This window comes from Radiobacillus deserti, from assembly GCF_007301515.1.
GTDB classification, from domain to species: domain Bacteria; phylum Bacillota; class Bacilli; order Bacillales; family Amphibacillaceae; genus Radiobacillus; species Radiobacillus deserti.
The window spans coordinates 611,414-634,834 of sequence record NZ_CP041666.1; the positions used below are offsets into that span (position 1 = coordinate 611,414).

Genomic DNA, 23,421 nt, shown 5'->3' on the forward strand with positions numbered 1-23,421 from the left:
CTTCTTTAGAGAACATCATGTCAAAACTGAACGTGTTTTTTAGAAATAATTTTTCATTCTTATCATACAGTTAGTTAATGGAAAGTCTTTTTAAAACTGTTTCTGGTGTAAAGCTTTACTTATTTCATTTGCTTTTTGCAAAGTTTTTACACCATCATATCCGGTTACGGTTGGAATTCTGTCGGACCTTATACATTCAATGAAGTCTGTTAATTGACGTTGTAAGGGTTGAATAGTATCGTGAATTCTTAATTCCTGAGAAACTAAATCCCGGGTTATTTTCAACTGGTTATTTAAAATATCTGCTTCGATTAAAGCATCCTCGGTAAGAATCTGGATTGTTCTTACTTTTCTCTTTGATTTAAAACTTGCAGTTAACTTAGCGATTACGCCAGCTTCTGATTTGGTGAGAACACTGGCATGCTTCGGAGTATTTTCTATGATTTGGCCCATACTGAAAAAATTCAGTAATTTATCTTGTTTAATGAAGGACTGAAGAATATATAAATCGTGGATCATTAAGTCTTTAACCACATCTACATTTTTTAACTTTTCGTTATAAGGACTCATTCTATGAAAATCGAGTTCAATTATTGTTTGATCGCTTAGTTGCTCGGCTAACGTTTGAATTAAAGGATTAAATAATTCAATATGGCCAACTTGAAGCTTAACACCTGCTTTCTCTGCTTTTTCGATTAAATCTAGTGCTTGATCCACCGTATCTGTAATCGGTTTTTCCATAAAAATATGAACTTTATTTTCAATACAGCGTAAACCAATTTCATAGTGATATTCAGTTGGGACTACTATACTAACAGCGTCAACAGACCTTAGCAGTTCTGATAACGATTGGAATTGCTTGATAGTATATTTATCTGAAATCTGTCTGCCTTGTTTTGGGTCATTATCATAAATACCTACTAATTGGCAATGTTCCTTCATAGCTAAATATGTTTTGACATGATTTTCCCCCATATTTCCTGTTCCAATTACACCTACTTTCATACTCTGATTCTCCTCACTTATTAAATACTACTCATTTGATATCCTATGCATGTAATAGAAAGTGAGATAGACAGCCGTAACGAAAAATGAAAATTGGCTGAAGAACTATTGTGAGTAACTAGATTACAAGATAGAAGGAGTCTGGAATGATGAATCTTTTGTTTATTGCACACGATACTTCCAGCTTTATTCATAGGTCTTTCTTTTATTTAGAACAGGAGCTGGCCAACGTTGTGAATGTAGAGGTTTGGAGGAAATCGGGGCATATTGATACCATTTTGAAACAACTTCACAAAAAACCTGATTTTATTCTTATCATGAATGACATAGAGAAAGAGATGTCTCCTCAAATTAGAGGTCTTGCTCACATAGATGTTCCAGTGGGGTTATTTATAAACGATGCTCATCGGTTTACAAAACTTAGAAAAAGCTATATAGAAAAGCATAATATTCCATATTTGTTACCGGTCGTACGTGATTATTTCCTGAAAACGTACCCTGAATACGAAAAAAAAATGATTTGGATGCCACATTTCGTACAAACAGAACTATTTAAGGATTACGAACTGGAAAAAGACATAGATTTACTATTAATAGGTGCAGTAAACGATTATTATCCAATAAGACAAAAAATAAGGAAGGCTTATGAAGGTGACGCAGATTTTGTGTACTATAAGCACCCAGGTTACCGAAATTTTAATGGGGAGGAAGAAGAGCTACATGCTATCGGAGAAAGCTATGCAAAGGTACTAAATCGGGCAAAAATAACCTTCACATGCCCCTCTAAACTTTTCTACCCGGTATTAAAGTATTATGAAGCACTTGCATGCAAAACCCTTCTGCTAGCACCTACATTCACGGAATTAGAGGACTTAGGATTTAGGCCTGGGTATCACTTTGTCGCGATAGATGAACATAATTTTCAAGAAAAAGCCACCTATTACTTAACTAACGAAAAGGAGAGGCTGAAAATTGTAGAACAGGGATATCAATTTGTTAGAAAATATCACTCTTTACAAGTGCGAACACAGCAACTGGTGAACAGAATGGAAAGAATTCTTCAAATGTAAAGGGGAGGAAAAACATGTCAAACATTCATGAAAGTGTACAAATGGGACGTAATACCGTGATTGAAAGAGGAGTCGTAATTGGGAAGAATGTTGTCATTGGGCATAACACGGTTCTTCTGGAAGGTACTTATATAGGGGATAATGTTTCAATTGGAAGTAACTGTGTTCTAGGAATAAAACCAGGGGTGAACAAAAGAATGAGGAAAACCAACCAACTGGATCAGGGTTTGGTTGTTGAATCGGATACCCATGTAGGGCATTTAGTATCCATTTATGCTGGTACAACAATCGGAGAAGGTGTGTTTATCGGGGATCAAGCTAGCATAAGGGAAAATGTATGTATAGGAGAAGGTTCTGTTGTCGGCAGAGCAGCTATTGTTGAGCTAAATACAAATATCGGAAAGTCCTGCACCATTCAAACATTAGCATACGTAACAGGGGATACTACATTAGAAGATGACGTATTTATCGGTCCTTGTGTATCTATGTCTAATGATAAGTACATGGGGGCACAGCCTTATTTACTTAAAGGTCCTACTATTAAAAAAGGGGCTAAAATTGGAAACAATGCCTCATTATTACCTGGTATCACAATTGGAACGAATTCCATAGTAGGAGCAGGTACTGTAGTCACGAAAGATATAGAAGATAATGTGACGGTAGCTGGAGTTCCTGCTAAAAAATTAAACTAATAGGCTAGGTTTTAGTGAGGTGATGACATTGAGTTCTCATAAAATAGAAGATATTCAAATTGTGATGCATGATCAATATGAGAAAATCGGCAAGAAAATCGGAAATGAATTTTTTGTCCCACTTTCTTTAATAGAAAAAGGCTATCATTCCGAAAGTGAATGGAGACAGGACGAAAACACATTAAAAGTACATGTTACAAAGCTACGCGCACTAGATATTCAAGACTACCAGTATTACGGTAATTATTTGCATTATGATAAGAACAGTGTGGAGAACTGGAATGTTCAGTTTGATGCTAAAGGAATTCCTAAAACGATTTATTCTTTTGGAGAGTATTACAATCCAGCCACAATAGCTCAATACGGTCTTCAGCACTATAGCTTGTACCATAAAAATAAAAATGAAGAAAGTAAAAAAAAGTTCTTTAAGGTCGCAGATTGGTTGATCGATAACCAAGACTCTAAAGGAGGGTGGGCCTATCATTTTAACTTACCTTATTTTCCTAAAAGACTGAAAGACATAAAAGCTCCGTGGTATTCTGCAATAGGGTTAGGAATGGCGATGTCCGTATTATCCAGAGCCTCCTACCTTTCGCGTAATCAGAATTACGCGAATCGAGCATTAAGAGCAAACGCTTTATTTCAAAGGTTTCCACCAAACGGAGTTCTAGCTAAATTTGAAAATGAATATTCCTTTTATGAGGAATGTCCTACGAATCCACCTAGTTACATTTTAAATGGTTTTATGTTTGCTTTAGTCGGTTTATATGATTTAGCTACACGAACGGAAAACAAATTGACAAAGCAATTGTTTAACGATGGAATGATTACATTGAAACGGATGCTACCCTTATATGATTTAGGAAACCGAACTGCATATGATCTGACGCATTACACGACGGATGGTGGGTATCCTAATGTTGCGAAATGGGGGTATCATGTTACACACATTCACTTACTAGCAACTTTAAATGCTGTTTCCAAGGATGATCGATTGAAGAAAGCGTTAAAAAGGTGGACAGATTATTTGTACGGAAATACACCATGAAAGAACCCCCAGATGATGTATGCCGATGGACATCACCTGGGGTTTTTTTTGAATCTCTTAATCCTTTTTTTCAAAACATCTTTTTAGAATTTGAATGATTTCATCTGCTGCTTTACCAGTTCCGAATAAAGGAGGATGCTCTTTTGGAGCACGAATGGATGTTGCAAATTGTATGATTTTTTTCGTATCGGTACCAACTAATTGATTCCAGCCTGTTTTTATCGTTTCAGTCCACTCTGTTTCCTCCCTTAGAGTTAAACAGGGAACCTCCAGCATAAACGCTTCCTTTTGTAATCCACCAGAGTCTGTAAGAACGAGTTTTGCTTGAGAGGTGATCGCTAACATGTCGAAGTAATTAAGAGGTTCTACAACCAAAATGGAAGAAGAAAGAAAGGGAGTTAAGTTAAACTGTTCTATTTTCTTTTTGGTCCTAGGGTGTAATGGTAAAACGGTTGGTGTTTCTAGTTGTTGTAATGCTTTCAGAATGGACGATAGCTTTTCGGGATCATCTGTATTTTCTGCCCGATGAATAGTTGCTAAATTGTAATCTTTTTTTGACAATTCTAGATCGTTGAGGATAGTAGATTCCTTTAATGCTATATCCTTAAAGTGAAGAACAGCATCATACATGATGTCACCAGTAACATACACACCCTTCGTAATCCCTTCCTTTCTCAGGTTTTCCATAGCGAATGCTGAAGGGCAAAATAACCACTGGGATAAGTGATCGGTAATAAGTCTATTAATTTCCTCCGGCATTTTTTTATTATAGCTTCGCAACCCAGATTCGATATGAGCGATAGGGAGGTGAAGCTTTGACGCTGCAAGACTTCCCGCAAGAGTAGAATTTGTATCTCCATAAACGAGAACGATATCTGGTTGAATAGCTTCCATTATCGCTTCTATTTCCGTTAACATGACAGCAGTTTGCTTTCCATGTGGACCAGACCCAACCCCTAAATAATAAGCAGGCTCTGGAATCTGAAGTTGCTTAAAAAAGACTTCAGACATATTCGTATCATAATGTTGTCCTGTGTGAAGTACAACCTCTTGTATTTCTTCGCTCTTCTGTATTTCTTTAGAAATCATGGCGGACTTAATAAATTGTGGTCGTGCTCCGACAACGGTCAAAATTTTCATTATCATCTTCCTTTCCATTTTAATCTTTACCCTGAGGACCATTTTGTTTGATGTCTGTTATTTTGAACATGATTTCAAACTAGGAGTAATATAATGTAAAAGTTGTTCTGGATGAGATTTCAATTAAGAAAGGAGCAAACGCTAAATGGTCAAAAAGGTATGTATGCTTGTATCCGAACACCCTTTCCTAGATTCGAGAATCTATAAAAGAGAAGCAAAAAGCTTAAAAAAACTAGGTTATGCTGTAACAATGGTTGTGCCTAGAAAGGGTGGCTATTTATTTGATATTGACGGATCACCAATAAAGGACAAATTTTTAGAAAAAAGATTTGTTCATGAAGGAATAGAGATAGTAACCTACGATTATGAGGAAAGTAGAACCCCGTTAAGCAAGGTGCTTTCCCCCGAATCACAGTGGGAGCAGGGGTTCAACAATCCATTAACAGAATTAGGAGTTGCACAAGATGCAGATTTTTATCATGTCCATGAATACTTGTCGCTTTTCGCTGGAATAGGTGTTAAAAGAAAGCTTAAACGAAAGAATAAATCTATTAAACTTATTTATGATAGTCATGAACTAACACCGGATCCTTTTGATTCCCGAAATCCAGAGCAGTTAAGAAAAAATCTAAAAGAGAAGCTTTTATTGATGCTGAAAGAAACAGATTACGTGATTACCATTTCCCATTCCATAAAATCATGGTTTCTATCTCAGGACCCTTCTTTACAAGTAGAAGTCATCTATAATTCTCCCCCATTAGCACAAGGCTTCACGCCTAAAACGTTTAATAAGAATCGTATGGTTATGTGCTATGAGGGGAATATGGATTACAAAAGAGGAAATAAGTCTAAAATACTGACAATAACGGATATTTGTTCAAAGTCTATCGATTTTCATTTTAAAATTATCGGCGGTACGAGACATGGGGATAGCATTCAAATCCCGGAACATCTAAAGAATAAGATAGAACTAACTGGATGGGTTGATTATTACGCGATCTCTGCCCATATGAAAAATGTAGATGTCGGTTGGATTGATTACGAAGACTTAAAGGATTCACTTAATCGGTCTTATGCGATGCCTAACAAATTTTTCAGCTATTTGAATAATGGTGTTCCGGTTGTAGTTAACCGATGCCATGAGATGGAAACATTTATAAGGTCACACCGCTGTGGATTAGTTATTGATAAAAAAGAAGCCACTGCAGAAGACTATGCTAAAGCCATTTTGTATTTAAGCCAAAATAAAGCTCTGTTAAAAACTATGAGTATAAATGCACGAAAAGTAATGGAAGACATCTATAGCTGGGAGAAGATGGAGAATCGATTAAAAAGTGTCTATGATCAATTATCCGGTAAGGAAGTTTTGTATTTTACGTAGAACATTAACTCGATTCCTGCCATCTTCCACTAGCAACAGGTGGATTAGTTTTTAATGGCTTTTGTTAACCATTCTACGGTATTTTTAACCCCTTCCTGAAAGGGGGTCCCGTCAAAAGGACCAATTAATCGCTGTAATTTTTCTGCTGATCCTCTATGGCTAGCAACATCAGCGGTCCTACTTGGTTTTTGGATAACGGGTCCTTGATAGCTCATGACATTCGATATTGTTTCGATTACATTCTTAATGGACATTTGTTGATCAGTTGTAATATTCACAACTTCACCAGGTGGAATTACTGGGAAAACGGTTAGTGCTAAATTAACTGTATCCATGACATAGATAAAGTCTCTAGTTTGCTTACCACTTCCGTGAATCTCAGGTGTCCCACCCTGAAGTATTTTTTTAATTGTAATAGGTATCACACCTGCTAGTGGTCCATCAAAGTTTTGTCTTGGTCCATAATTGTTAAATGGACGAATGATAAAGGCATCTAATTCAAACATGTTTACATAGGACTGGAGTAATAAATCCGCAGCAGCTTTTCCAGCAGCATAGGTGGTCGTAGGGGCTAAGGGATGTAGTTCATCGATTGGTTTGTATTGTGCAGAACCATATGCTTCTGATGACGAAACATGGCATAACGTTTGGAATGCTTTTTTTCTCTGTAGCTCTAGTAAATTTTTCAAAACTAGAACATTAGTTAAATAGGCATTGGAAGGGTTCATAAAGGAGTAATTTAAGGCTTTCGTCGCACAATTGAACACAATATCAACATCGTTTTCTTCCATAATGTAGTTAAGAGCCTCTTGGTTTTCTGCATTATCTATATAAAGTTTTGCACCGTTATTCAATGCATGTACTACATTCTCTTTTTTTCCAGTGAATAGGTTATCCAAAATAATTACTTGTCTTACATTTTCCTCTAATAGCTTATCAACTAAGTGACTTCCAATAAAACCAGCACCTCCAACTACTAAGACAGTGCTGTTCACTAAAGATGGTCGTTCCAATGCTGACATCCTCTCTTAAAAATTTAGTTTTGATTGGCCACCGTCCACTGTAATGGTTGTACCTACTATCCAAGAAGCTTTTTTAGATGCTAGGAATGCAGCAACGTTCGCAATTTCCTCTGTTTTTCCAAGTCGACCCGCAGGAATTTTGGCTTCTGCATACTTTTTAAGAAAATTAGGGTCTTCTTTTAAACGATTTTGCCAAGCTTCATTGGGATGATAGATTGCTCCAGGTGCAATTCCTACAACACGGATATTGTTTTTAATTAGTTCTGAACTTAAAGATTTGGTAAAGCTTATTAATGCAGATTTTGAGGCGTTGTAGGAAGGGGCACCACCCGCTTCTTTTCCATAAATAGAAGCAACGTTTATAATGACTCCTTCGTTGTTTTTTATCATAGATTCACTGGCTAATTGGCTTAGGTGGACTGCAGCAAGAAAATTGATTTCCATTGCTTGATTAAATAGTTCTGGAGGAGTGCTTAAGGCCCCGTGTCCATGACTTGCTCCTGCATTGTTCACCAGAATATCAATGGAGCCAAAATCCTCAATAAATTCTTCAACAAGCTGTTTTCTCTCATGCTGTATAGTTAAATCCTTAGAGTAAATGGATACATTCAACTCTTCTCTTGTTTCTAGTAGTTCTCTTTCATTTCTAGCTACTATTCCAACATGTGCTCCTTCTTTTACAAAGGCTTGAGCTATTGCTTTACCAATTCCTCTCGCTCCTCCAGTTACTAACACGTTTTTCCCCTCTAAATATAATTGCATTCATTTTCCCTTCTTTCCGTGTAGTGATTGAGTGGAAATATATTAAATTGGTTCTTCAGTGGTTCCCTAAAAGATAAAACAGCATATAAAAACAGGAAATCACATTTAATTATTAGTATGATTACTAGTTTATGAATGTTAATCATTAAAGATTAGATGAAGAAGATGTAATGGAAAAGGAGGGAAAGGAATGCCAAAAAAGGTATGCATGCTATTGCGTGATCTTTCTTTTTTGGAACCACGTATTTTCGAATGTGAAGCACAAAGTCTTATTCGACACGGGTATGAAGTGGTCATCATTGCACCACGGAAAAAAAGGTTTTTATTTGATATAGATGGGAGTCCTATCACAGATAGGTTCCGTGAGAAAGTTTTCAAGCACCGCGGGGTAAAAGTAGTGACTTTTGATAAAGAACGAGAGTCCAATAAGCTTCTTACCGATCCATTGTATCAATTGGGATTAAAGGAAAAGGCAGATGTTTATCATGTTTATGAGTTTGCGTCTTTACAGTGTGGAAAGAGAATCAAAAAACTCCTTAATGCCAGGCATCGTAACTTACATGTTCATTTAATTTATGATAGTAGTTCGTTTATCACCGACCAGCAGCTGTTAAGGACTGTTTATAAACAGAAATGGGAGGCGATGTTCATCGAAAGTTTAAAAGAGGTAGATTCTATTATTGCCGTTTCAGATTCAATGAAGGCATGGTTTTTAGCTATAGACCCTCTACTTCCGGTTGAGGTAATCTATAATTCGCCTCCTCTTGCTACAAGCTTCCAAATAAAAGGAGGAGAAGCTCCTCCACTTGTAGTGGCTCATGAAGGAAGGTTGACAAAAGCTGCCTTACAACCCATTTATGAGATAACAGATTCCTGTCAAAGAGCGTTCGACTTTCAATTCAAAATAATAGGTGGGCTGGGATATGGAGAAACTGCGTCAGTTCCTACCCATTTAGAAAGAAAGATAAATAACCTAGGATGGGTTCCATACAGCGCGCAACCTAGTAGTATGAAGGATGTTGATATAGGGCTCGTAGGCTTAGAATCGTCTATCCATGTCTTTTCCATGCCTAGCAATCTATTTAACTATTTAAGTAATGGAATTCCAGTAATCGTAAATAATGGGAGTGATCTTAAAAAGCTTGTTCAAACCTTCCAATGCGGGCTAGTCATTAATAGCCAAAATCCAACTTCAGTAGAGTATGTAAAGGGAATCGCGCACCTTTATCTAAATAAGGAAAAACTAAGAGAAATGAGCCTGAATGCAAGAAGAGCTATGGAGAATACATTTAGTTGGGGGCACATGGAGAAAAGATTAATTCAAGTATATAAATCGTTTGAATCGAACCAAACTGCTACAGTTTATCTACTTTCATGATAGCACGACCAAAAGGAGGGGTACTCATGAAAAATGTGTGTTTTTTAGTGACAGAACATCCCTTTCTAGATGCACGTATTTTTAAAAAAGAAGCAAAAAGTCTTGTGAATCGTGGATATAGAGTCACGATGATTGTGCCTCGACGAGATGGATATTTATTTGATATAGATGGGACGCTTTTTAAGGATAGGTTTCTTTCATCCGCTTTTTACTACGAGGGTATAAAAGTTATAACCTATGAATCATTGGATTACGAAAAAAACGTAAAACTGCTTCTTTATAACATACGAAGCGGAACACCATCTCGCTTTGATGATCCATTAACGCGAATAGGAATAGACCAAGAAGCGGACATCTATCATGCTCATGAATTTTTCTCATTATATTCAGGAGTTGGAATTAAACGTGAATTAGCAAGTAAAGGGAAAGAATGTAAGTTGATTTTTGATAGCCATGAATTAGATCCAGACCCTCTTATGAAAGGTGCTCAAAGAACGAAACAAGTAAAGCAGCAACTGCTCGAGAAAATGGTTGAAGAAATGGATTATTTAATTACTGTATCTGAATCTATCGCATCATGGTTTCTTAAATTAAGACCAAATCTTCCAGTGGAAGTAATCTATAATTCACCTCCACTGGCGATGAGACAGGAAACGAGTAATAAAGCGTACACCGAAGAACTTGTCATTGCATTCGAAGGGGTCTTAGGTAGGAATAGAGGGGACTTTGAGAAACTAATCAAAATCGTGAAGCAAGCAAACGAAGAAAAGAGGGTAACAGTAAAAATAATTGGAGGTTGGAAGAAAGGGACAGAAGGCACGGACCTTTCTAACCTACCTGTTCATATACAAGATAAGATAATCTTTACAGGTTGGATGGATTTTAAGAGGATTCCTCAGGCCATGACGGATGTAGATATAGGATGGATTGATTTGGACGGAACGCATTCATTAAATAATCGGTATGCCATGCCAAACAAGTTTTTCAGTTATTTAAATAATGGTGTCCCTGTTCTAGTGAATCAGTGTGAAGACATGGGAAGGTTTATTGAACGATATAACTGTGGAATAGTAGTTGATAAATTACAAGCAACTGCTGAGGATTATACGCAAGCTATACTCTCTCTATTCTCCAGGAAAAACGATTTAATAGAGATGGGGCAAAATGCGAGGAAGGTGATGGAATCTTCTTTTAGCTGGGAGTGCATGGAGAAAAAACTGTGGACGGTTTATGAGCAATTAGTAGAGTGAGTGGGGGTGGGTCTTGATGAACATCCCTATTTAAAAAGTTAAAATGACTTGAATCATAATTTTACGGAAAGGGTGATGGACTTGAATGTTCTGCATATTCCTTATGGTTCTCCAATGATTGAACTTTGTCATGCGTTACGTTTGAAGGGAGTGGAAGCCACAGCTTGCCACTTCTATGAAAATGCCTACAACTTCAAGCCGGATCAAAGCCTAAAGTTAAATCAGAAAAGCAGTACAGAACGTGAACGCCAAATAGAAAAGTTCCTAAAGGATTCAATGAACAAGTATGATATCTTCCATTTTCATTTTGGAGAGACATTTTTCTCAGATAAAAGAGATCTCCCTATATTGAAGGCTGCTGGAAAGAAAATGGTCGTACACCATCACGGATCGGACATCCGTTTATTGTCCGTTGCAAAGAAGAATAATCCCTATGTCCGGGTCAAGCCGGAATGGACGGAGGAAAAAATATATAAAAACCTTGAAACTCTATCTAAATATATAGATCATGCAATTGTTCAAGATTATGAATTAGAGGAGTACATCTCTAATTCTTATAAACATGTTCATGTAATTCCCCACACAATAGATACCAAACAATTTAAACCAGTTTATCCTACTCCAAAACAATCACCTCTTATTATTCATGCTCCCACGATGAGGGATCTGAAAGGAACGGAATATATCCTACATGCAGTAAACGCCTTAAAGCAAGAAGGGTATTCTTTTCAATTCGAGTTAATAGAAGGATACTCTTATGAAGAAACAAAAGATTTACTAGCAAAAGCAGATATTGTCATTGATCAGTTAAGAATTGGTGCGAGTGGTTATATAAGTTCCGAGGCAATGGCATATGGAAAGCCAGTTGTATGTTATATAAGAGATGATTTAGTTTCTAAATATCCAAAGGAGTTACCTATTGTCAATGCTAATCCTTCTACCATATGCGATGTCCTCAGAAATCTACTTCAGCATCCAGAAAAGTGGAGTGAATTAGGAACTAGAGGTCGTCGGTATATAGAAAACTACCATGATGCTTCGGTCGTAGCAGATCAGTATATGAATATTTATAAACGTTTATAGTAGATTCGTTAGACCTTCATCCTTTTTCTATTCTATTAAAGTTAAACGTCCAATCAAGTAGAAATCCCCCTCATACAATATCATAAATTTGGATAAGAAATGAGGGTGAATGATGGTAATAGAACCTAATGAACACTTATCTTGTGTAGCCGTCGTGGGACTAGGGAAGATAGGCCTTCCATTAGCAGCCATGTTTGCTAATAATGGCTACCAAGTATATGGAGCTGATAAAAACAAAGAAGTTATAGACAGTATTTCCAGAGGTGAATCTCATGTAAAAAATGAACCTGGATTAGAAGAATTAGTACTAGAAGCACATCAAAAGAATTCATTAATTGCGACGAACTCCACTGTTGAAGCAGTATCTGAAGCAAATATTGTTGTTGTGATTGTTCCTGTTCTAGTTAAGGAGAATAATGAAATTGATTACCAATATATTGATTCTGCTGTAGAAGATATCGGAAAAGGTCTACAGGAAGGGACGTTAGTTATTTTTGAAACAACCCTTCCGCCAGGAGATACGGTAAATAGGTTTGGGAAGAGGATTGAAGAAATATCAAGTTTAAAAATGGGAGAGGAATTCTATCTCGCATATAGCCCGGAAAGAGTTTATTCTAATCGAATAATTGAAGATTTGAATAGTTATCCAAAAGTTGTTGGTGGTTTTAACGAGCAGAGCTTAGAAAGGGCATCTGCTTTTTATCAGAATGCACTCGGTTGTAAGATGATTGAAGTCAGCTCAATAGAGACAGCAGAATTTTCAAAAGTTGCAGAGTGTGTGTATCGAGATGTGAATATTGCTCTGGCAAATGAATTAGCAAAGTTTGCTGAGAAAATGGAAGTCCGTATATCTGAAGTAATAGAAGCAAGTAATAGCCAACCTTTTTCTCATTTACATGCACCTGGAATAGGTGTGGGTGGTCATTGCATTCCTATTTACCCTTACTTTTTTATTAATAAAGGCCTAAACCAAGGATTAACGACACTGTCTAGAGAAATCAATGACAGTATGGCGAATTATGCTATTTCAAAATTAGAAAATAGGGTTGGGGATTTAAAAAATAAAAATGTTCTTATTTTAGGATTGTCTTACCGAGAGAATGTAAAAGAGTCAACAAAGTCAACATCGTTGCTTCTTATCGATCAGCTAAAAGAGAAACAAGCAAATGTTTTTGTAAATGACCCGCATTACTCCGTAAGTGAAATAATTGATTATGGAGTATTGCCTTTATCCGTAAACGATAAAATGATAGAAAATATAGATGTCGTTATTTTACAAGCTTTTCACAAGGAATACGAGACTTTGGACTTCAAGAAATTTTCGAACTGTGAGCTGTTCTTCGATGGAAGGAACAAATTAAATGAAGAGGATATTACGCAACTAGGCATTCTATATGAAGGCATTTAGAATCAAAAGGAAGAAGGAGGTTGTTTCATGCAGGTACCTTTACTGGATTTAAAAGGAGAACTGGAGCTAACCAAATCCTCTATCATGAATGAATTAACAGAAGTAATTGATAGTGGACAATATATTTTGGGGGAAAAAGGAAAGAATTTTGAACAGGAAGTAGCGAAGTATTTAAATGCGTCGTACAGTCTTGGAGTTGCAAGTGGAACGGATGCTTTGCAACTTGCCCTTCAAGCTTTGGATATCGGTCCTGGTGATGAAGTCATTACAACACCGTTTACTTTTTTCGCTACAGCGGAGGTTATTGCACAAGTTGGAGCTAGACCAGTTTTTGTTGATATTGAACAGGAGACGTACAATCTGGATCCTACTAAAATAGAAGAAGCGATTACAAGCAAAACGAGAGCAATTATCGTCGTCCATTTATATGGGCAGGTTGCAAATATGAAAGAAATTATGCATATCGCACAATCATACAATCTGAGCGTGATTGAGGACGCCTGTCAAGCCATTGGATCAGAATTTGAAGGACAGCGAGTTGGGGCGATAGGTGATTTTGGCTGTTTTTCTTTCTTCCCAACTAAGAACTTAGGTGCATTCGGTGATGCAGGACTCATTGTTACAAATAAGCGAGAATATTATGAGAAGGTTATTAGTCTACGCAATCATGGAAGTCTAGAAAAATACCACCACGCTTGGATTGGAATGAATAGTCGGTTGGACGAACTGCAAGCGGCTGTATTACAAGTGAAATTAAAGGTTTTAGACACGTTTTTAACTAAGCGAAAAGAGCTTGCTAAACGTTATACGGAACATTTTGAAGATAAAATATGGTGTCCTCCAATTAGAGAGGATCGCAGCCATACATTTCATCAATATTGTATTGAAACAGATAACAGAGATGCTCTTGTATCAGAACTTGATAAGAACGGTATTGCTTCTGCTATTTATTATCCAATTCCGCTTCATTTGCAGGCAGCATTTCAATACCTTCATTATAAGAAAGGGGATTTTCCGGTAGCAGAAAGCAAGTCAAAACGAGTTATTGCCCTCCCCATTTATCCAACGCTTTCTTATGAAAAACAGGACTTAGTAATTTCTACAGTTCTTAACTTCTTGAAAAATCAAGATGTATAATTCAGAACAGTGAAGTGTCCTCTTCCAATCGAATTAGAGGACACTTCATTCGCTTTTCCGATATTAAAGATGCTTTAGAAAGTCGTTCCATTTTGAATGATGTGTTTTCGTAATACTCTTGTTGTGTTCGCGAACATTATAAACAGTGAAATCTTCATATTGAAAGGAGGAGAATTTTATAAGGCGACTTAAAACACTAACATCTTCATATAATCTTCCATCTTCAAACTGAATAACAGGAAATCCATCCACTTTCCTTAGACTAGTTGTTCGGTATATTCTCGGTCCCAAAGGGAATCGATACGTTAATAAATCTGTTAGTCCCCTTGTCTGCCTTCCTTTATCTATCTTTTTAAATTGAATACCTCGATCTAATTGTTTCCATCGCCGGTAATTTCCATAAAGCACGGAAGTATCGGCTTTTACGTTTCTTAAGTGCTGTTTGATGACGGAAACTGCATCTGAATCTAGCCAATCATCTGCGTCAAGTTCTAAAACAAAATCAGATGTCACATGAGGAAGTAAACGGTTTAATGCTCGTGCTTTTCCACCATTTTGTTGCTGATACAAATGAATTAATTTTTCGTCCTTCCATTTTAGTAGCTGGGAATAGGAATGGTCCGTAGAACCATCGTCGATAATAAGTATTTCTTTAAAAGGTGAACTTTGCAACAAGCAGGAATTTAGAGCAATTTCAATATAGTTTGCCATGTTATAGTTGGATATCATAACAGAAAGGGAAGGGGTATCTTCATTTGATGAATGACTAACCTTTTGATATTTTTCCATGATTTTTTCTTTTTCGATCTCTTGTTTTGTATTTTGAACTCTAGCTTGTTTTATTAAGTTTGTACGAAATTCTTGTAATTCTCCTGCTACTGTTGAAAGCCATGCAGGTAAGAGGGCTTCTTTGAAAGGAAGCTGGCTTAAAGAATGGAAATTTTTCTCTTTAAGATAACCTGTTTTCACTAAGAGTGGTCTATGGATCGTGACATTCCTTTTCTGGTACGAAGCACACAGAACTTTTTTGGAAGCTGGAATGGTTAATGTATCGGGTGTTACCGTTTTGGACAGGTAATCATTATCTTGAAGGAATAACACGTAGTCTGTGGTCACCGTTTGTACAAGTTCATTAAGTTTGATTCCAGGATCTTGATTTTTAGTGTAAAGTACATTGCTCTTAAGTGTGATATTTTTAGGTAGAATAGAATTCTGTTCTGTAAGAATCATAATCGTTTTCAATCTAGAATGTACATACTCAAGAGACTGTAGGGCCTTTTGTATGGCTAGTGGGGTCGAACCATTTATTAGCACTGCGGTAATATCCTTCATCTTATTTCCCCCAGTAAAAAAATATATGCGTTACTAGTAGCTTATGCATGTCGCTTCAAGTGATTACATGAGCAAGACAATCCGGTGTCTTGTAGTTGGTTGTATTGAGAAATGAGTAAAAAATGTAAAGAGAGTTCACTTTTTGTTTAGGTGAACTCTCTTTATTTTCTCTTTTGGTAATCTAGGATCAATTTATCTAATTCTTGGCTAAAAGCTATCGTTAAGGGGTGGTCCAAACCTAATTCAATTCCACACTGAATCATTTCATTTTGGAGTTGTTCGATTTGTTTTAGTAATTCATCCTCTGTAAGGGTTGGTTGTTTCATGTGATTCATTATCAGCTTCCTTTTAACCTATGATTTTATAATGGATAGCAAAATCATACTGCATAGATGGGTAGTATGATATAGGAAATTTTTACTGTGTGAAAGTAAAAGAAAGAAAATTATATAGGAATCTATTCCTATATCAACTTAAGAGCTTTTTTTCTGCTTCTGTAACTTATGCATCGTATGATTTTTACCCCATTCATGCATCGCCTCCAAAATGGGTTCTAAGCTTCGGCCGTAATCGGATATGGAGTACTCGACTTTTGGTGGAACTTGTGGATATACTACACGCTCAATGATATCTTCCTCCTCAAGCTCCCGTAATTGCTTTGTTAACATTTTTTGTGTAATACCGGGCATGCTACGTTTAAGTTCACTGAATCGTTTCGTACCATTTTGTAATAAATGAAGAAGAATAATGGGTTTCCACTTTCCGACTAATATATTGAGAGCATCTTCCACTCGACATTCTTCAGGTGCTTTTGACATATACCTTCCCTCCTCCTTAGTATCTTTCAGGATACTATACCACAAAAAAGTGCGTACTTATCTTAAAAAGTCATATACACTATAATAATATTGATTCAATCAAATGAAAAGCAAAAGTCAAACTAATTTTATATAACCTAAACATAGAGATGAAAGGTGTGGAACATATGGAAAAATATCGTATAAATCCAGAGAAAGGGTTGGAGTTTGGTATATATACGTTGGGAGACCACTTACCAAATCCGATAACAGGAGAACGAATTTCTGCTAAAGAAAGAGTTCATGAAATTATTGAATATGCGAAGCTAGCGGATCAAGCTGGTTTAGACTTTTTTAGTGTCGGTGAAAGTCACCAAGATTACTTTGCGACCCAAGCGCACTCGGTCGTTCTTGCAGCCATCGCCCAAGCTACTAAAAATATTAAGATCGCAAGCTCCTCTACTATTATTAGTACAAGTGATCCAGTGCGTGTGTATGAGGATTTTTCAACTATTGATTTAATATCAGGAGGACGGACAGAAATAGTTGCGGGTCGAGCTTCAAGAATTGGTTTATTCGACTTGTTAGGGTATAATGTTCGGGATTATGAAGCATTATTTGAAGAGAAATTCGATTTGTTAAGAAAGATAAATGAAGAAGAGGTTGTGAACTGGAGTGGAGAATTCCGTGCGCCATTGAGAGAGGCAGAGGTTATTCCTCGTCCACAAAACGGTTCTCTTCCGATTTGGCGTGCAGTTGGCGGATCACCAGGCAGTGCGATAAAGGCTGGTTATGCGGGTGTTCCAATGTTTATGGCACACTTAGGTGGGCCAGTTTCGGTATTCAAAAGAACAGTTGATGCTTACCGAGAAGCGGCAGAAAGAGGCGGATTTGATCCTGCAGAACTACCTGTAGCAACAGCTGGCTTCTTTTATGCGGCTGAAACATCACAGCAAGCATTAAAAGACATGTATCCTCATATTAATGAGGGGATGAAAAAGACAAATGGGCAAGGCTTCCCTAAACAGCATTTTGCACAAGGGGTTGATCCGCAAAACGTGATGAATATCGGAAGTCCACAAGAAATCATTGAAAAAATCCTTTATCAACATGAAATGTTTGGCCATCAACGATATATTGCCCAAATTGATTTCGGTGGTATGCCATTTGAAAGACTGGAGAAAAATATTGAATTGATTGCAACGGAAATTCTACCAGCCATTCGAAAATACACAGCAAAAAAATAGGGGGATAAAAGATGAAAATCATAGCGTTATCTGGGTCCAATGTTGGTTCTAAAACGAGAACTGCTATGGACTTTACTGTGAAAACCCTGAATGAGAAATACGAAGAGGTAGATGTTGAATTAATTGATCTAGCCGAATATGATATGAAGTTTAGTGATGGACGAAATTATCTGGACTATGAAGGGGATACAGGGTACATTACGAAGTCCCTAATGGAAGCCGATGCTATTATCGTTGGGACACCAATTTTCCAAGCATCCATTCCAGCGACATTAAAAAATGTTTTTGATCTTCTTCCACAAAATGCATTCCTGAATAAAGTGGTAGGCATACTTGTAACGGCTGGTTCATCTAAGCATTTCTTAATTGCGGAACAGCAATTAAAGCCTATATTAGCTTATATGAAGGCACAAATTGTTCAAACATATGTGTTTATTGAGGAATCAGACTTTTATTTAAAAGAAATCAAAAATGAGGATGTTTTCTTCCGAATAGAGAGATTAGTGGAAGATACCGTGGTTTTAACGAAAACATACCAGAAAATACAAGAAGAAAAAGATGCGCAATACGATTTTTAACTTATGAAAGAGTCCAAGTCTAACCAGACTTAGACTCTTTTTGTTATTTTTTTAACGTCATTTCATCAAAAGCATTTTTCCCGCTATTTGCGCCTCTACTACCATCTACTGCTTGCACAGTTCCTTGCACCGCATAAGCACCAACCGCATCTTGTAGCTTGTAATCACCGGGAATTGTTCCCTCATAGTAAGCTCGCAACGTTTTTATTATCCACAACTTCTACTCGCGAAGATCCTGCTGACGGAATGGTACTGTTTTGTTTAGCTTCTGGGAAATATAATCTTAACCCACTGGAATTTTGAATGATATCATCATCTGTAAGTGCTTCATCAAATTTAAATAAATAGGAATTGCCATCCATTGTTACACTTGTCAGGTCGGGGTTATCTGTCTTACCCTGGTTGCTTATGGTTGCAGCTTGGTTAATATTGAGCGGATTTTCATTAGAAGAATTATTAGCATTTGAGTTAACAACTTGAGAATCGACAAAACCACGGGCATAATCTTGTGGATCTAAATTTCCTGAGAAAAGAACCGTAACGGTTTTATCGCCTGCTTGATCATTATTCGGTTGTACATTGGTCGATCCATCAACTGTATCCCCTCCATCCAATGGGATAAGATGAAAGTTCGAACGATCTCCTCCATTTTAAATAGGCTGCTTGATCAAATGTGAAGTCAACAGCTGTTGTTGGACCACTTTGCGTAGTTGGTCCCGCGCGGAAATTGCTTACCTCGACTAGATCAGGTGCTTCAGTCGGTCCATTCGATTTTAGTAAACATCCTGAGAGTACAAAAATCAACATAATAAGTGGAAGTCTTTTAAAAATTAAAAATCTCATGTCCTTAACACCTCCTTTACGATATTTATTAGAATAGAAGGAGAAATATAATAGTTGAGCAGGCATAAATTCATTCTATGCAATATAGTTTCGACTTGTCCGTAATTTGTAAGAAATTAGGTGGATGGTTACAGCGTTCATGTACCTGTATTTCAGGAAAATATTGGATTAATATGCTGGGTAGAGTAGAATAGGTTATAGCTAATCTGAAACAGAGGTGAAACGATGAGACTAAAAATCATCCATACGAACGACGTACATAGTAACTTTGAAAGCTTTATGCGAGCAGCGACGTTAATTCGTCAGCATACCGATGAAGATACATTAATTCTAGATGGTGGAGACTTTGCCGATTTCAAAAGTATCGAACTACAAGGAACAAGAGGAATGGCGGCTATTGAATTGCTACAGTCGTTGGAATATGATGCATTAACGATTGGAAATAATGAAATGTTTAATGGGATGGAAACGTTAGAATATATGGCGTCATCTAGTTCCATTCCGTTTATTAGTAATAATCTATTAAAGAAGAACCATTCTCACATCAAAGGAGTTCATTCTAGCATTATCCTAAATAAAAAGGGTTTAAGAATTCTTATTACTGGCTCCTCTCCTGACCTTCAAGAATTTAATGATGGACTAGGAATACATGTTCAGCACTATAAAGAACAACTAAAAAAAGAATTAGAAAAGCAAAGAGGAACCTATGATTTATGTATTCTACTAAGTCACATTGGTACAGAGCTTGATACAGAATTAGCTTTAGAGATTTCAGAACTTGACCTGATCATTTCCGCACATGATCACCAGCTTTATGAACAAGCTAAAGTAGTGAATGGAACAATTATGAATAGTGCAGGTATGTGGGCTGGGCATATTGGAATAGTAGAAGTAGATGTACAAGCCGATAAAGTCGAATTAGTTTCTTCTGAGACCATTTCAACAGAAACAGCTGAAAAAGACGAAGCAACTAAAATAATCCTTGCAGAGAATAAAGAAAAGGCGATTGAGGTTTTAAGTGAATCGTTATATTCGTTGGCCACTCCACTTTGGCATGATGTTGTGGAAGAAAATCCGATTACAAACCTTATTGCGGATGGGCTAAAAGATATGCTTCAATGTGATATTGGTTTGATGAACAGTGGCATTGTAAATTCGGGACTCTTTGATTTCGTCTCAAATAAGAAGCTGATTGAAATTTGTCCATCTCCACTGAATCCAACTACATTCAAGGTTAAGGGGAAGCATATCAAAGAAGCACTTCAGCAATCATTAGATGTGCAAGCTTGTCTAGCTGATGGAAGAGGACCGGGCTTCAGAGGGAGATTTGTAGGGCGTCTCCATATATCCGGTGCAGAGGTTATCCATGATGGGCAAAAATTGATAAATGTTATGATCTCGGGAGTACCCATGGAGAATGACTATTGGTATTCGGTCGCTTCTTCTGATTATTTGCAGCGTGGTTCAGGCTATGAGTCTTTGAGTCATAATAAGGATGACGTCTATGAACCAGAAGAGATAAAAGATGTGATTAGGGTGTACGCACAAAGAAAGGAATTCATTGAAAGAGCTCAACAAAATCGCTGGTCACAAATTCGTAAAATTAGGAAACTTTTGTCGCCATCATACGTATGTCTAAGAAAGAGGTGATGAAAAATGGGAATGCTCTTTTTTGTAATGGGAATAATCCTTTTTGTACTTCTGTTGATTGGTATTGTGTTGGCAATTTCGGTTAAAGTGTCTAGAAGGTCGAACAATCATAATGTGATGAGAAGCGGTCATACGCCATTTTTCTTTTTCGGTGACTCGGATTCATCGTCTCATGATCATGGAAGCTCTTTTGATGGGGGTTTTGGCGGAGATGGTGGTGGAGGTGGAGGAGGAGAATAACTCCTGCACTTCTATAGGTTTTAGAAGCTCATCTTACATGAGGTGAGCTTTTTCATATTCTTTTATTTACTTAAAATGTAAAATGGATATATATAGATAAAAATGAGGGATATAAAATGAAAGAAGCAGGTCTTGTATTAGAAGGCGGAGGTATGCGCGGTGTTTACACAGCGGGCGTTTTAGAATATTTTATGGAGCAAAGCTTATATTTTCCATATGTTATTGGCGTTTCTGCTGGGGCGTGTATGGCAGCATCCTATTTATCTCGGCAACCCGGCAGAAACCGAGCAGTAAATATTGATTTTGTTGGGGACAAACGTTATTTATCGTGGCGCAACTACATCAGAAAACGAGAGTTGTTTGGTATGGACTTTATCTTTGATGAAATTCCAAATCAACTTGTGCCTTTTGATTACGATACGTTCTTACATAGCTCCGAACAATTAGTGGTAGGTACAACAGATTGCGAAACAGGGAATGCGGCCTATTATGGTAAGGATAAATATGGGGAGGATATGTTAAAGATTCTTCGTGCATCTAGCTCTTTGCCATTTGTTGCACCGGCCGTATCGTTTGAAGGTCGTGTATTATTAGACGGGGGAATTGTAGATCCGATTCCAATAAAAAAAGCACAGCACGATGGTTTTGAAAAAAATGTGATTGTTTTAACTAAGCCTGCGGGATATTTAAAAACCCCACCTGGTCGGATTTCTGCTATGTTTAAGTATAAGAAGCATCCCAAAATTAATGAGCGGCTAGAAACCCGTTATAAGTTGTACAATGACACGTTAGATTATATCGAGGAAGAAGAAATGAAAGGAAATGTGTTTGTCATCCGTCCAAGTGTCTCCTTACCAGTTGGGAGAGTCGAGAAAAAGAAGGATCGATTAGAGGAGTTATATCAGCTTGGATGGAAGGATGCAGAGACACAATATGAGAGATTAATGGAATTTTTAGGGGTAAAAATAGAGACAGTTTGAAGGCTCAAAACCTATTAAAATTACTATTTAAAGCACCTCTTGGAGGATGTGCTCTTTTTCACTATAAAAATCGACATAATTCTCTTTTTATTTACATGATTTCCTAGTATAATTTGAGTAACATCCCATCCCAAATCTTATGATTGTTCAAATCAAAAAATAAAAAGAACGCCACTACTACACATGTCTACTACCGCAGAAATCAAGGTAACAAAAGGGGATGAAGTAGAAAAGCAAATTAAAATGCTTGGCCTCACCGAAGCATACCTCCACCTTATTCATTCCTTACAACCGTACGTGACAGAAACCATAGAAGAAATGGTAAAAAATTGCAAAAAAAATTCTTTAAAATCAGCCCAAGCCGTTGGACGTTGTCTATCCTTTATTATCTTCATTATTATCCTCCCCCAAAATGTTCAATGGTTCACAAGATAGTTCACTTTTGTATTTTACACTATTATAAAGAAAGCGTTTAATTTTTTATGTGATTTTTATCACAAACCTTTAGATGGGCATGATTATTGCGCGTCTCATGTCTTTTCGGTACACTTAATCAAGTGTTAGTGGGAGGATAAAAAAATGAAACAAGTGATAGAAGTAAACGATTTACGCAAAGAGTTTAAGTCGTATTCGAGTCGCTCAGGATTAAAAGGGGCGTTCCGGGATTTATTTACGAGGAACTATAAAATAATACCTGCCGTTAAAGATATTTCCTTTCAAGTTAGTCAAGGAGAAATGGTTGGCTATATCGGGGAGAATGGCGCAGGAAAGTCTACGAGTATTAAAATGCTTACAGGTATTCTTACGCCAACATCGGGAACTGTTCGAGTTAACGGCATGGATCCACATCGGGAGCGAGAAAAGTTCGTGCGCTCCATTGGTGTAGTGTTCGGGCAGCGTTCACAGCTTTGGTGGGATATTGCTGTACAGGAATCCTTTCGGTTACTGAAAAAAGTATATAACGTTCCGGATGAAACATATCGTCAACATATGAATCATGTGATCGAATCATTAGATATCGCTCCACTATTGGACAAGCCAGTACGGAAGCTATCGTTAGGACAAAGAATGCGCTGCGAACTAGCGGCAGCTTTATTGCATAACCCAAGTCTATTATTTTTGGATGAACCAACGATTGGATTAGATGTATTGGTAAAGTTAAAAATTCGTAATTTCTTAAAAGAAATTAATGAAAAGTATCAAACGACCGTGTTACTTACAACACATGATTTATCAGATATTGAAGCACTATGTGATCGAGTGATTATGTTGGATGAAGGTCAAATCATCTATGATGGATTATTAGCTCACCTACGTTCTACGTGGGGAGAAGGAAAACAAATTGAATTCCAATTCTCGGACATGGATATATCGAGGG

The 23,421-nt window shown here is 37.1% G+C and carries 24 protein-coding genes and 1 pseudogene; 15 read left to right on the top strand and 10 right to left on the bottom strand.

Going from position 1 to position 23,421, the window contains the following annotated elements; genetic code table 11:
- Window positions 1-90 precede the first annotated feature (90 nt).
- Window positions 91-1,026, bottom strand: a complete 936-nt coding sequence (locus FN924_RS03225; RefSeq protein ID WP_267129018.1) for a Gfo/Idh/MocA family protein — start codon at window positions 1,024-1,026, stop codon at window positions 91-93.
- A gap of 125 nt (window positions 1,027-1,151) precedes the next feature.
- On the opposite strand from FN924_RS03225, the gene FN924_RS03230 reads away from it, so the two are divergent.
- Genes FN924_RS03230 through FN924_RS03240 form a run of 3 tightly spaced genes read left to right on the top strand, consistent with a single transcriptional unit; the run spans window position 1,152 to window position 3,815 of the window.
- Window positions 1,152-2,075 (top strand): glycosyltransferase, encoded by a 924-nt coding sequence (locus FN924_RS03230; protein WP_143892040.1) that lies wholly within the window; start codon window positions 1,152-1,154, stop codon window positions 2,073-2,075.
- 14 nt (window positions 2,076-2,089) lie between these two features.
- Complete coding sequence (locus FN924_RS03235) at window positions 2,090-2,767, top strand: N-acetyltransferase (protein WP_143892041.1); 678 nt, start codon at window positions 2,090-2,092, stop codon at window positions 2,765-2,767.
- Window positions 2,768-2,795: 28 nt separating this feature from the next.
- On the top strand, window positions 2,796-3,815 hold the full coding sequence (locus FN924_RS03240) for a D-glucuronyl C5-epimerase family protein (RefSeq protein WP_158633918.1): 1,020 nt from the start codon (window positions 2,796-2,798) through the stop codon (window positions 3,813-3,815).
- A 57-nt stretch (window positions 3,816-3,872) separates the two neighbouring features.
- Here the strand turns inward: FN924_RS03240 and wecB are convergent, their stop codons facing one another.
- Window positions 3,873-4,955, bottom strand: a complete 1,083-nt coding sequence (gene wecB / locus FN924_RS03245) for a non-hydrolyzing UDP-N-acetylglucosamine 2-epimerase (protein ID WP_143892043.1) — start codon at window positions 4,953-4,955, stop codon at window positions 3,873-3,875.
- Between the two features lie 145 nt (window positions 4,956-5,100).
- Between wecB and FN924_RS03250 the strand changes: the two genes are divergently transcribed.
- The gene (locus FN924_RS03250) at window positions 5,101-6,336 is read left to right on the top strand and encodes a glycosyltransferase (protein ID WP_143892044.1); all 1,236 of its coding nucleotides are present in this window, start codon (window positions 5,101-5,103) and stop codon (window positions 6,334-6,336) included.
- 44 nt (window positions 6,337-6,380) lie between these two features.
- On the opposite strand, the gene FN924_RS03255 is transcribed toward FN924_RS03250, so the two are convergent.
- Window positions 6,381-7,349, bottom strand: a complete 969-nt coding sequence (locus FN924_RS03255; RefSeq protein ID WP_228409544.1) for an NAD-dependent epimerase/dehydratase family protein — start codon at window positions 7,347-7,349, stop codon at window positions 6,381-6,383.
- Window positions 7,350-7,364: 15 nt separating this feature from the next.
- Window positions 7,365-8,120 (bottom strand): SDR family NAD(P)-dependent oxidoreductase, encoded by a 756-nt coding sequence (locus tag FN924_RS03260; RefSeq protein WP_143892046.1) that lies wholly within the window; start codon window positions 8,118-8,120, stop codon window positions 7,365-7,367.
- A gap of 190 nt (window positions 8,121-8,310) precedes the next feature.
- Between FN924_RS03260 and FN924_RS03265 the strand changes: the two genes are divergently transcribed.
- The 5 genes from FN924_RS03265 to FN924_RS03285 all read left to right on the top strand — a co-directional run bounded on the left by FN924_RS03265 (window position 8,311) and on the right by FN924_RS03285 (window position 14,376).
- Window positions 8,311-9,498, top strand: coding sequence for a glycosyltransferase (locus tag FN924_RS03265; RefSeq protein ID WP_143892047.1), 1,188 nt, complete (start codon window positions 8,311-8,313; stop codon window positions 9,496-9,498).
- A gap of 26 nt (window positions 9,499-9,524) precedes the next feature.
- Entirely contained in the window at window positions 9,525-10,748 is a 1,224-nt protein-coding gene (locus FN924_RS03270; protein WP_143892048.1) for a glycosyltransferase, read from the top strand.
- A 75-nt stretch (window positions 10,749-10,823) separates the two neighbouring features.
- A complete protein-coding gene (locus FN924_RS03275) occupies window positions 10,824-11,831 on the top strand; it encodes a glycosyltransferase family 4 protein (protein ID WP_228409545.1) in 1,008 nt (335 codons plus the stop codon).
- 112 nt (window positions 11,832-11,943) lie between these two features.
- A complete protein-coding gene (locus tag FN924_RS03280) occupies window positions 11,944-13,239 on the top strand; it encodes a nucleotide sugar dehydrogenase (RefSeq protein WP_143892049.1) in 1,296 nt (431 codons plus the stop codon).
- Window positions 13,240-13,266: 27 nt separating this feature from the next.
- Window positions 13,267-14,376, top strand: coding sequence for a DegT/DnrJ/EryC1/StrS family aminotransferase (locus FN924_RS03285; protein ID WP_143892050.1), 1,110 nt, complete (start codon window positions 13,267-13,269; stop codon window positions 14,374-14,376).
- Window positions 14,377-14,439: 63 nt separating this feature from the next.
- Here the strand turns inward: FN924_RS03285 and FN924_RS03290 are convergent, their stop codons facing one another.
- From FN924_RS03290 to FN924_RS03300, 3 genes are all read right to left on the bottom strand, one after another.
- Complete coding sequence (locus FN924_RS03290; protein ID WP_143892051.1) at window positions 14,440-15,708, bottom strand: glycosyltransferase family 2 protein; 1,269 nt, start codon at window positions 15,706-15,708, stop codon at window positions 14,440-14,442.
- A gap of 161 nt (window positions 15,709-15,869) precedes the next feature.
- A complete protein-coding gene (locus FN924_RS03295; RefSeq protein WP_228409546.1) occupies window positions 15,870-16,043 on the bottom strand; it encodes an aspartyl-phosphate phosphatase Spo0E family protein in 174 nt (57 codons plus the stop codon).
- Between the two features lie 138 nt (window positions 16,044-16,181).
- The gene (locus FN924_RS03300; RefSeq protein ID WP_143892052.1) at window positions 16,182-16,526 is read right to left on the bottom strand and encodes a winged helix-turn-helix transcriptional regulator; all 345 of its coding nucleotides are present in this window, start codon (window positions 16,524-16,526) and stop codon (window positions 16,182-16,184) included.
- 167 nt (window positions 16,527-16,693) lie between these two features.
- On the opposite strand from FN924_RS03300, the gene FN924_RS03305 reads away from it, so the two are divergent.
- Window positions 16,694-17,752 carry an LLM class flavin-dependent oxidoreductase gene (locus FN924_RS03305; protein WP_143892053.1) on the top strand — a complete coding sequence of 353 codons (1,059 nt, stop codon included), beginning with the start codon at window positions 16,694-16,696 and terminating at the stop codon, window positions 17,750-17,752.
- Window positions 17,753-17,763: 11 nt separating this feature from the next.
- Window positions 17,764-18,330 carry an NADPH-dependent FMN reductase gene (locus FN924_RS03310; protein ID WP_143892054.1) on the top strand — a complete coding sequence of 189 codons (567 nt, stop codon included), beginning with the start codon at window positions 17,764-17,766 and terminating at the stop codon, window positions 18,328-18,330.
- Between the two features lie 43 nt (window positions 18,331-18,373).
- On the opposite strand, the gene FN924_RS18785 is transcribed toward FN924_RS03310, so the two are convergent.
- Genes FN924_RS18785 through FN924_RS03320 form a run of 3 tightly spaced genes read right to left on the bottom strand, consistent with a single transcriptional unit; the run spans window position 18,374 to window position 19,173 of the window.
- On the bottom strand, window positions 18,374-18,529 hold the full coding sequence (locus FN924_RS18785) for a hypothetical protein (RefSeq protein ID WP_158633919.1): 156 nt from the start codon (window positions 18,527-18,529) through the stop codon (window positions 18,374-18,376).
- On the bottom strand, window positions 18,513-18,944 hold the full coding sequence (locus tag FN924_RS03315; RefSeq protein ID WP_143892055.1) for a hypothetical protein: 432 nt from the start codon (window positions 18,942-18,944) through the stop codon (window positions 18,513-18,515). The genes FN924_RS18785 and FN924_RS03315 overlap by 17 nt, the downstream gene beginning before the upstream one ends.
- Complete coding sequence (locus tag FN924_RS03320; RefSeq protein WP_143892056.1) at window positions 18,922-19,173, bottom strand: hypothetical protein; 252 nt, start codon at window positions 19,171-19,173, stop codon at window positions 18,922-18,924. Before FN924_RS03320 ends, FN924_RS03315 begins: the two co-directional genes overlap by 23 nt.
- 225 nt (window positions 19,174-19,398) lie before the next feature.
- Between FN924_RS03320 and FN924_RS03325 the strand changes: the two genes are divergently transcribed.
- The 4 genes and pseudogenes from FN924_RS03325 to FN924_RS03345 form a co-directional block, all read left to right on the top strand.
- A complete protein-coding gene (locus FN924_RS03325) occupies window positions 19,399-20,823 on the top strand; it encodes a bifunctional metallophosphatase/5'-nucleotidase (RefSeq protein ID WP_143892057.1) in 1,425 nt (474 codons plus the stop codon).
- 6 nt (window positions 20,824-20,829) lie between these two features.
- Window positions 20,830-21,063 carry a hypothetical protein gene (locus tag FN924_RS03330; protein WP_228409547.1) on the top strand — a complete coding sequence of 78 codons (234 nt, stop codon included), beginning with the start codon at window positions 20,830-20,832 and terminating at the stop codon, window positions 21,061-21,063.
- A gap of 116 nt (window positions 21,064-21,179) precedes the next feature.
- The gene (locus tag FN924_RS03335; RefSeq protein ID WP_143892058.1) at window positions 21,180-22,043 is read left to right on the top strand and encodes a patatin-like phospholipase family protein; all 864 of its coding nucleotides are present in this window, start codon (window positions 21,180-21,182) and stop codon (window positions 22,041-22,043) included.
- A gap of 579 nt (window positions 22,044-22,622) precedes the next feature.
- Window positions 22,623-23,402, top strand: a pseudogene (locus tag FN924_RS03345) (ABC transporter ATP-binding protein); the annotation flags it as partial.
- Between the last annotated feature and the right edge of the window lie 19 nt (window positions 23,403-23,421).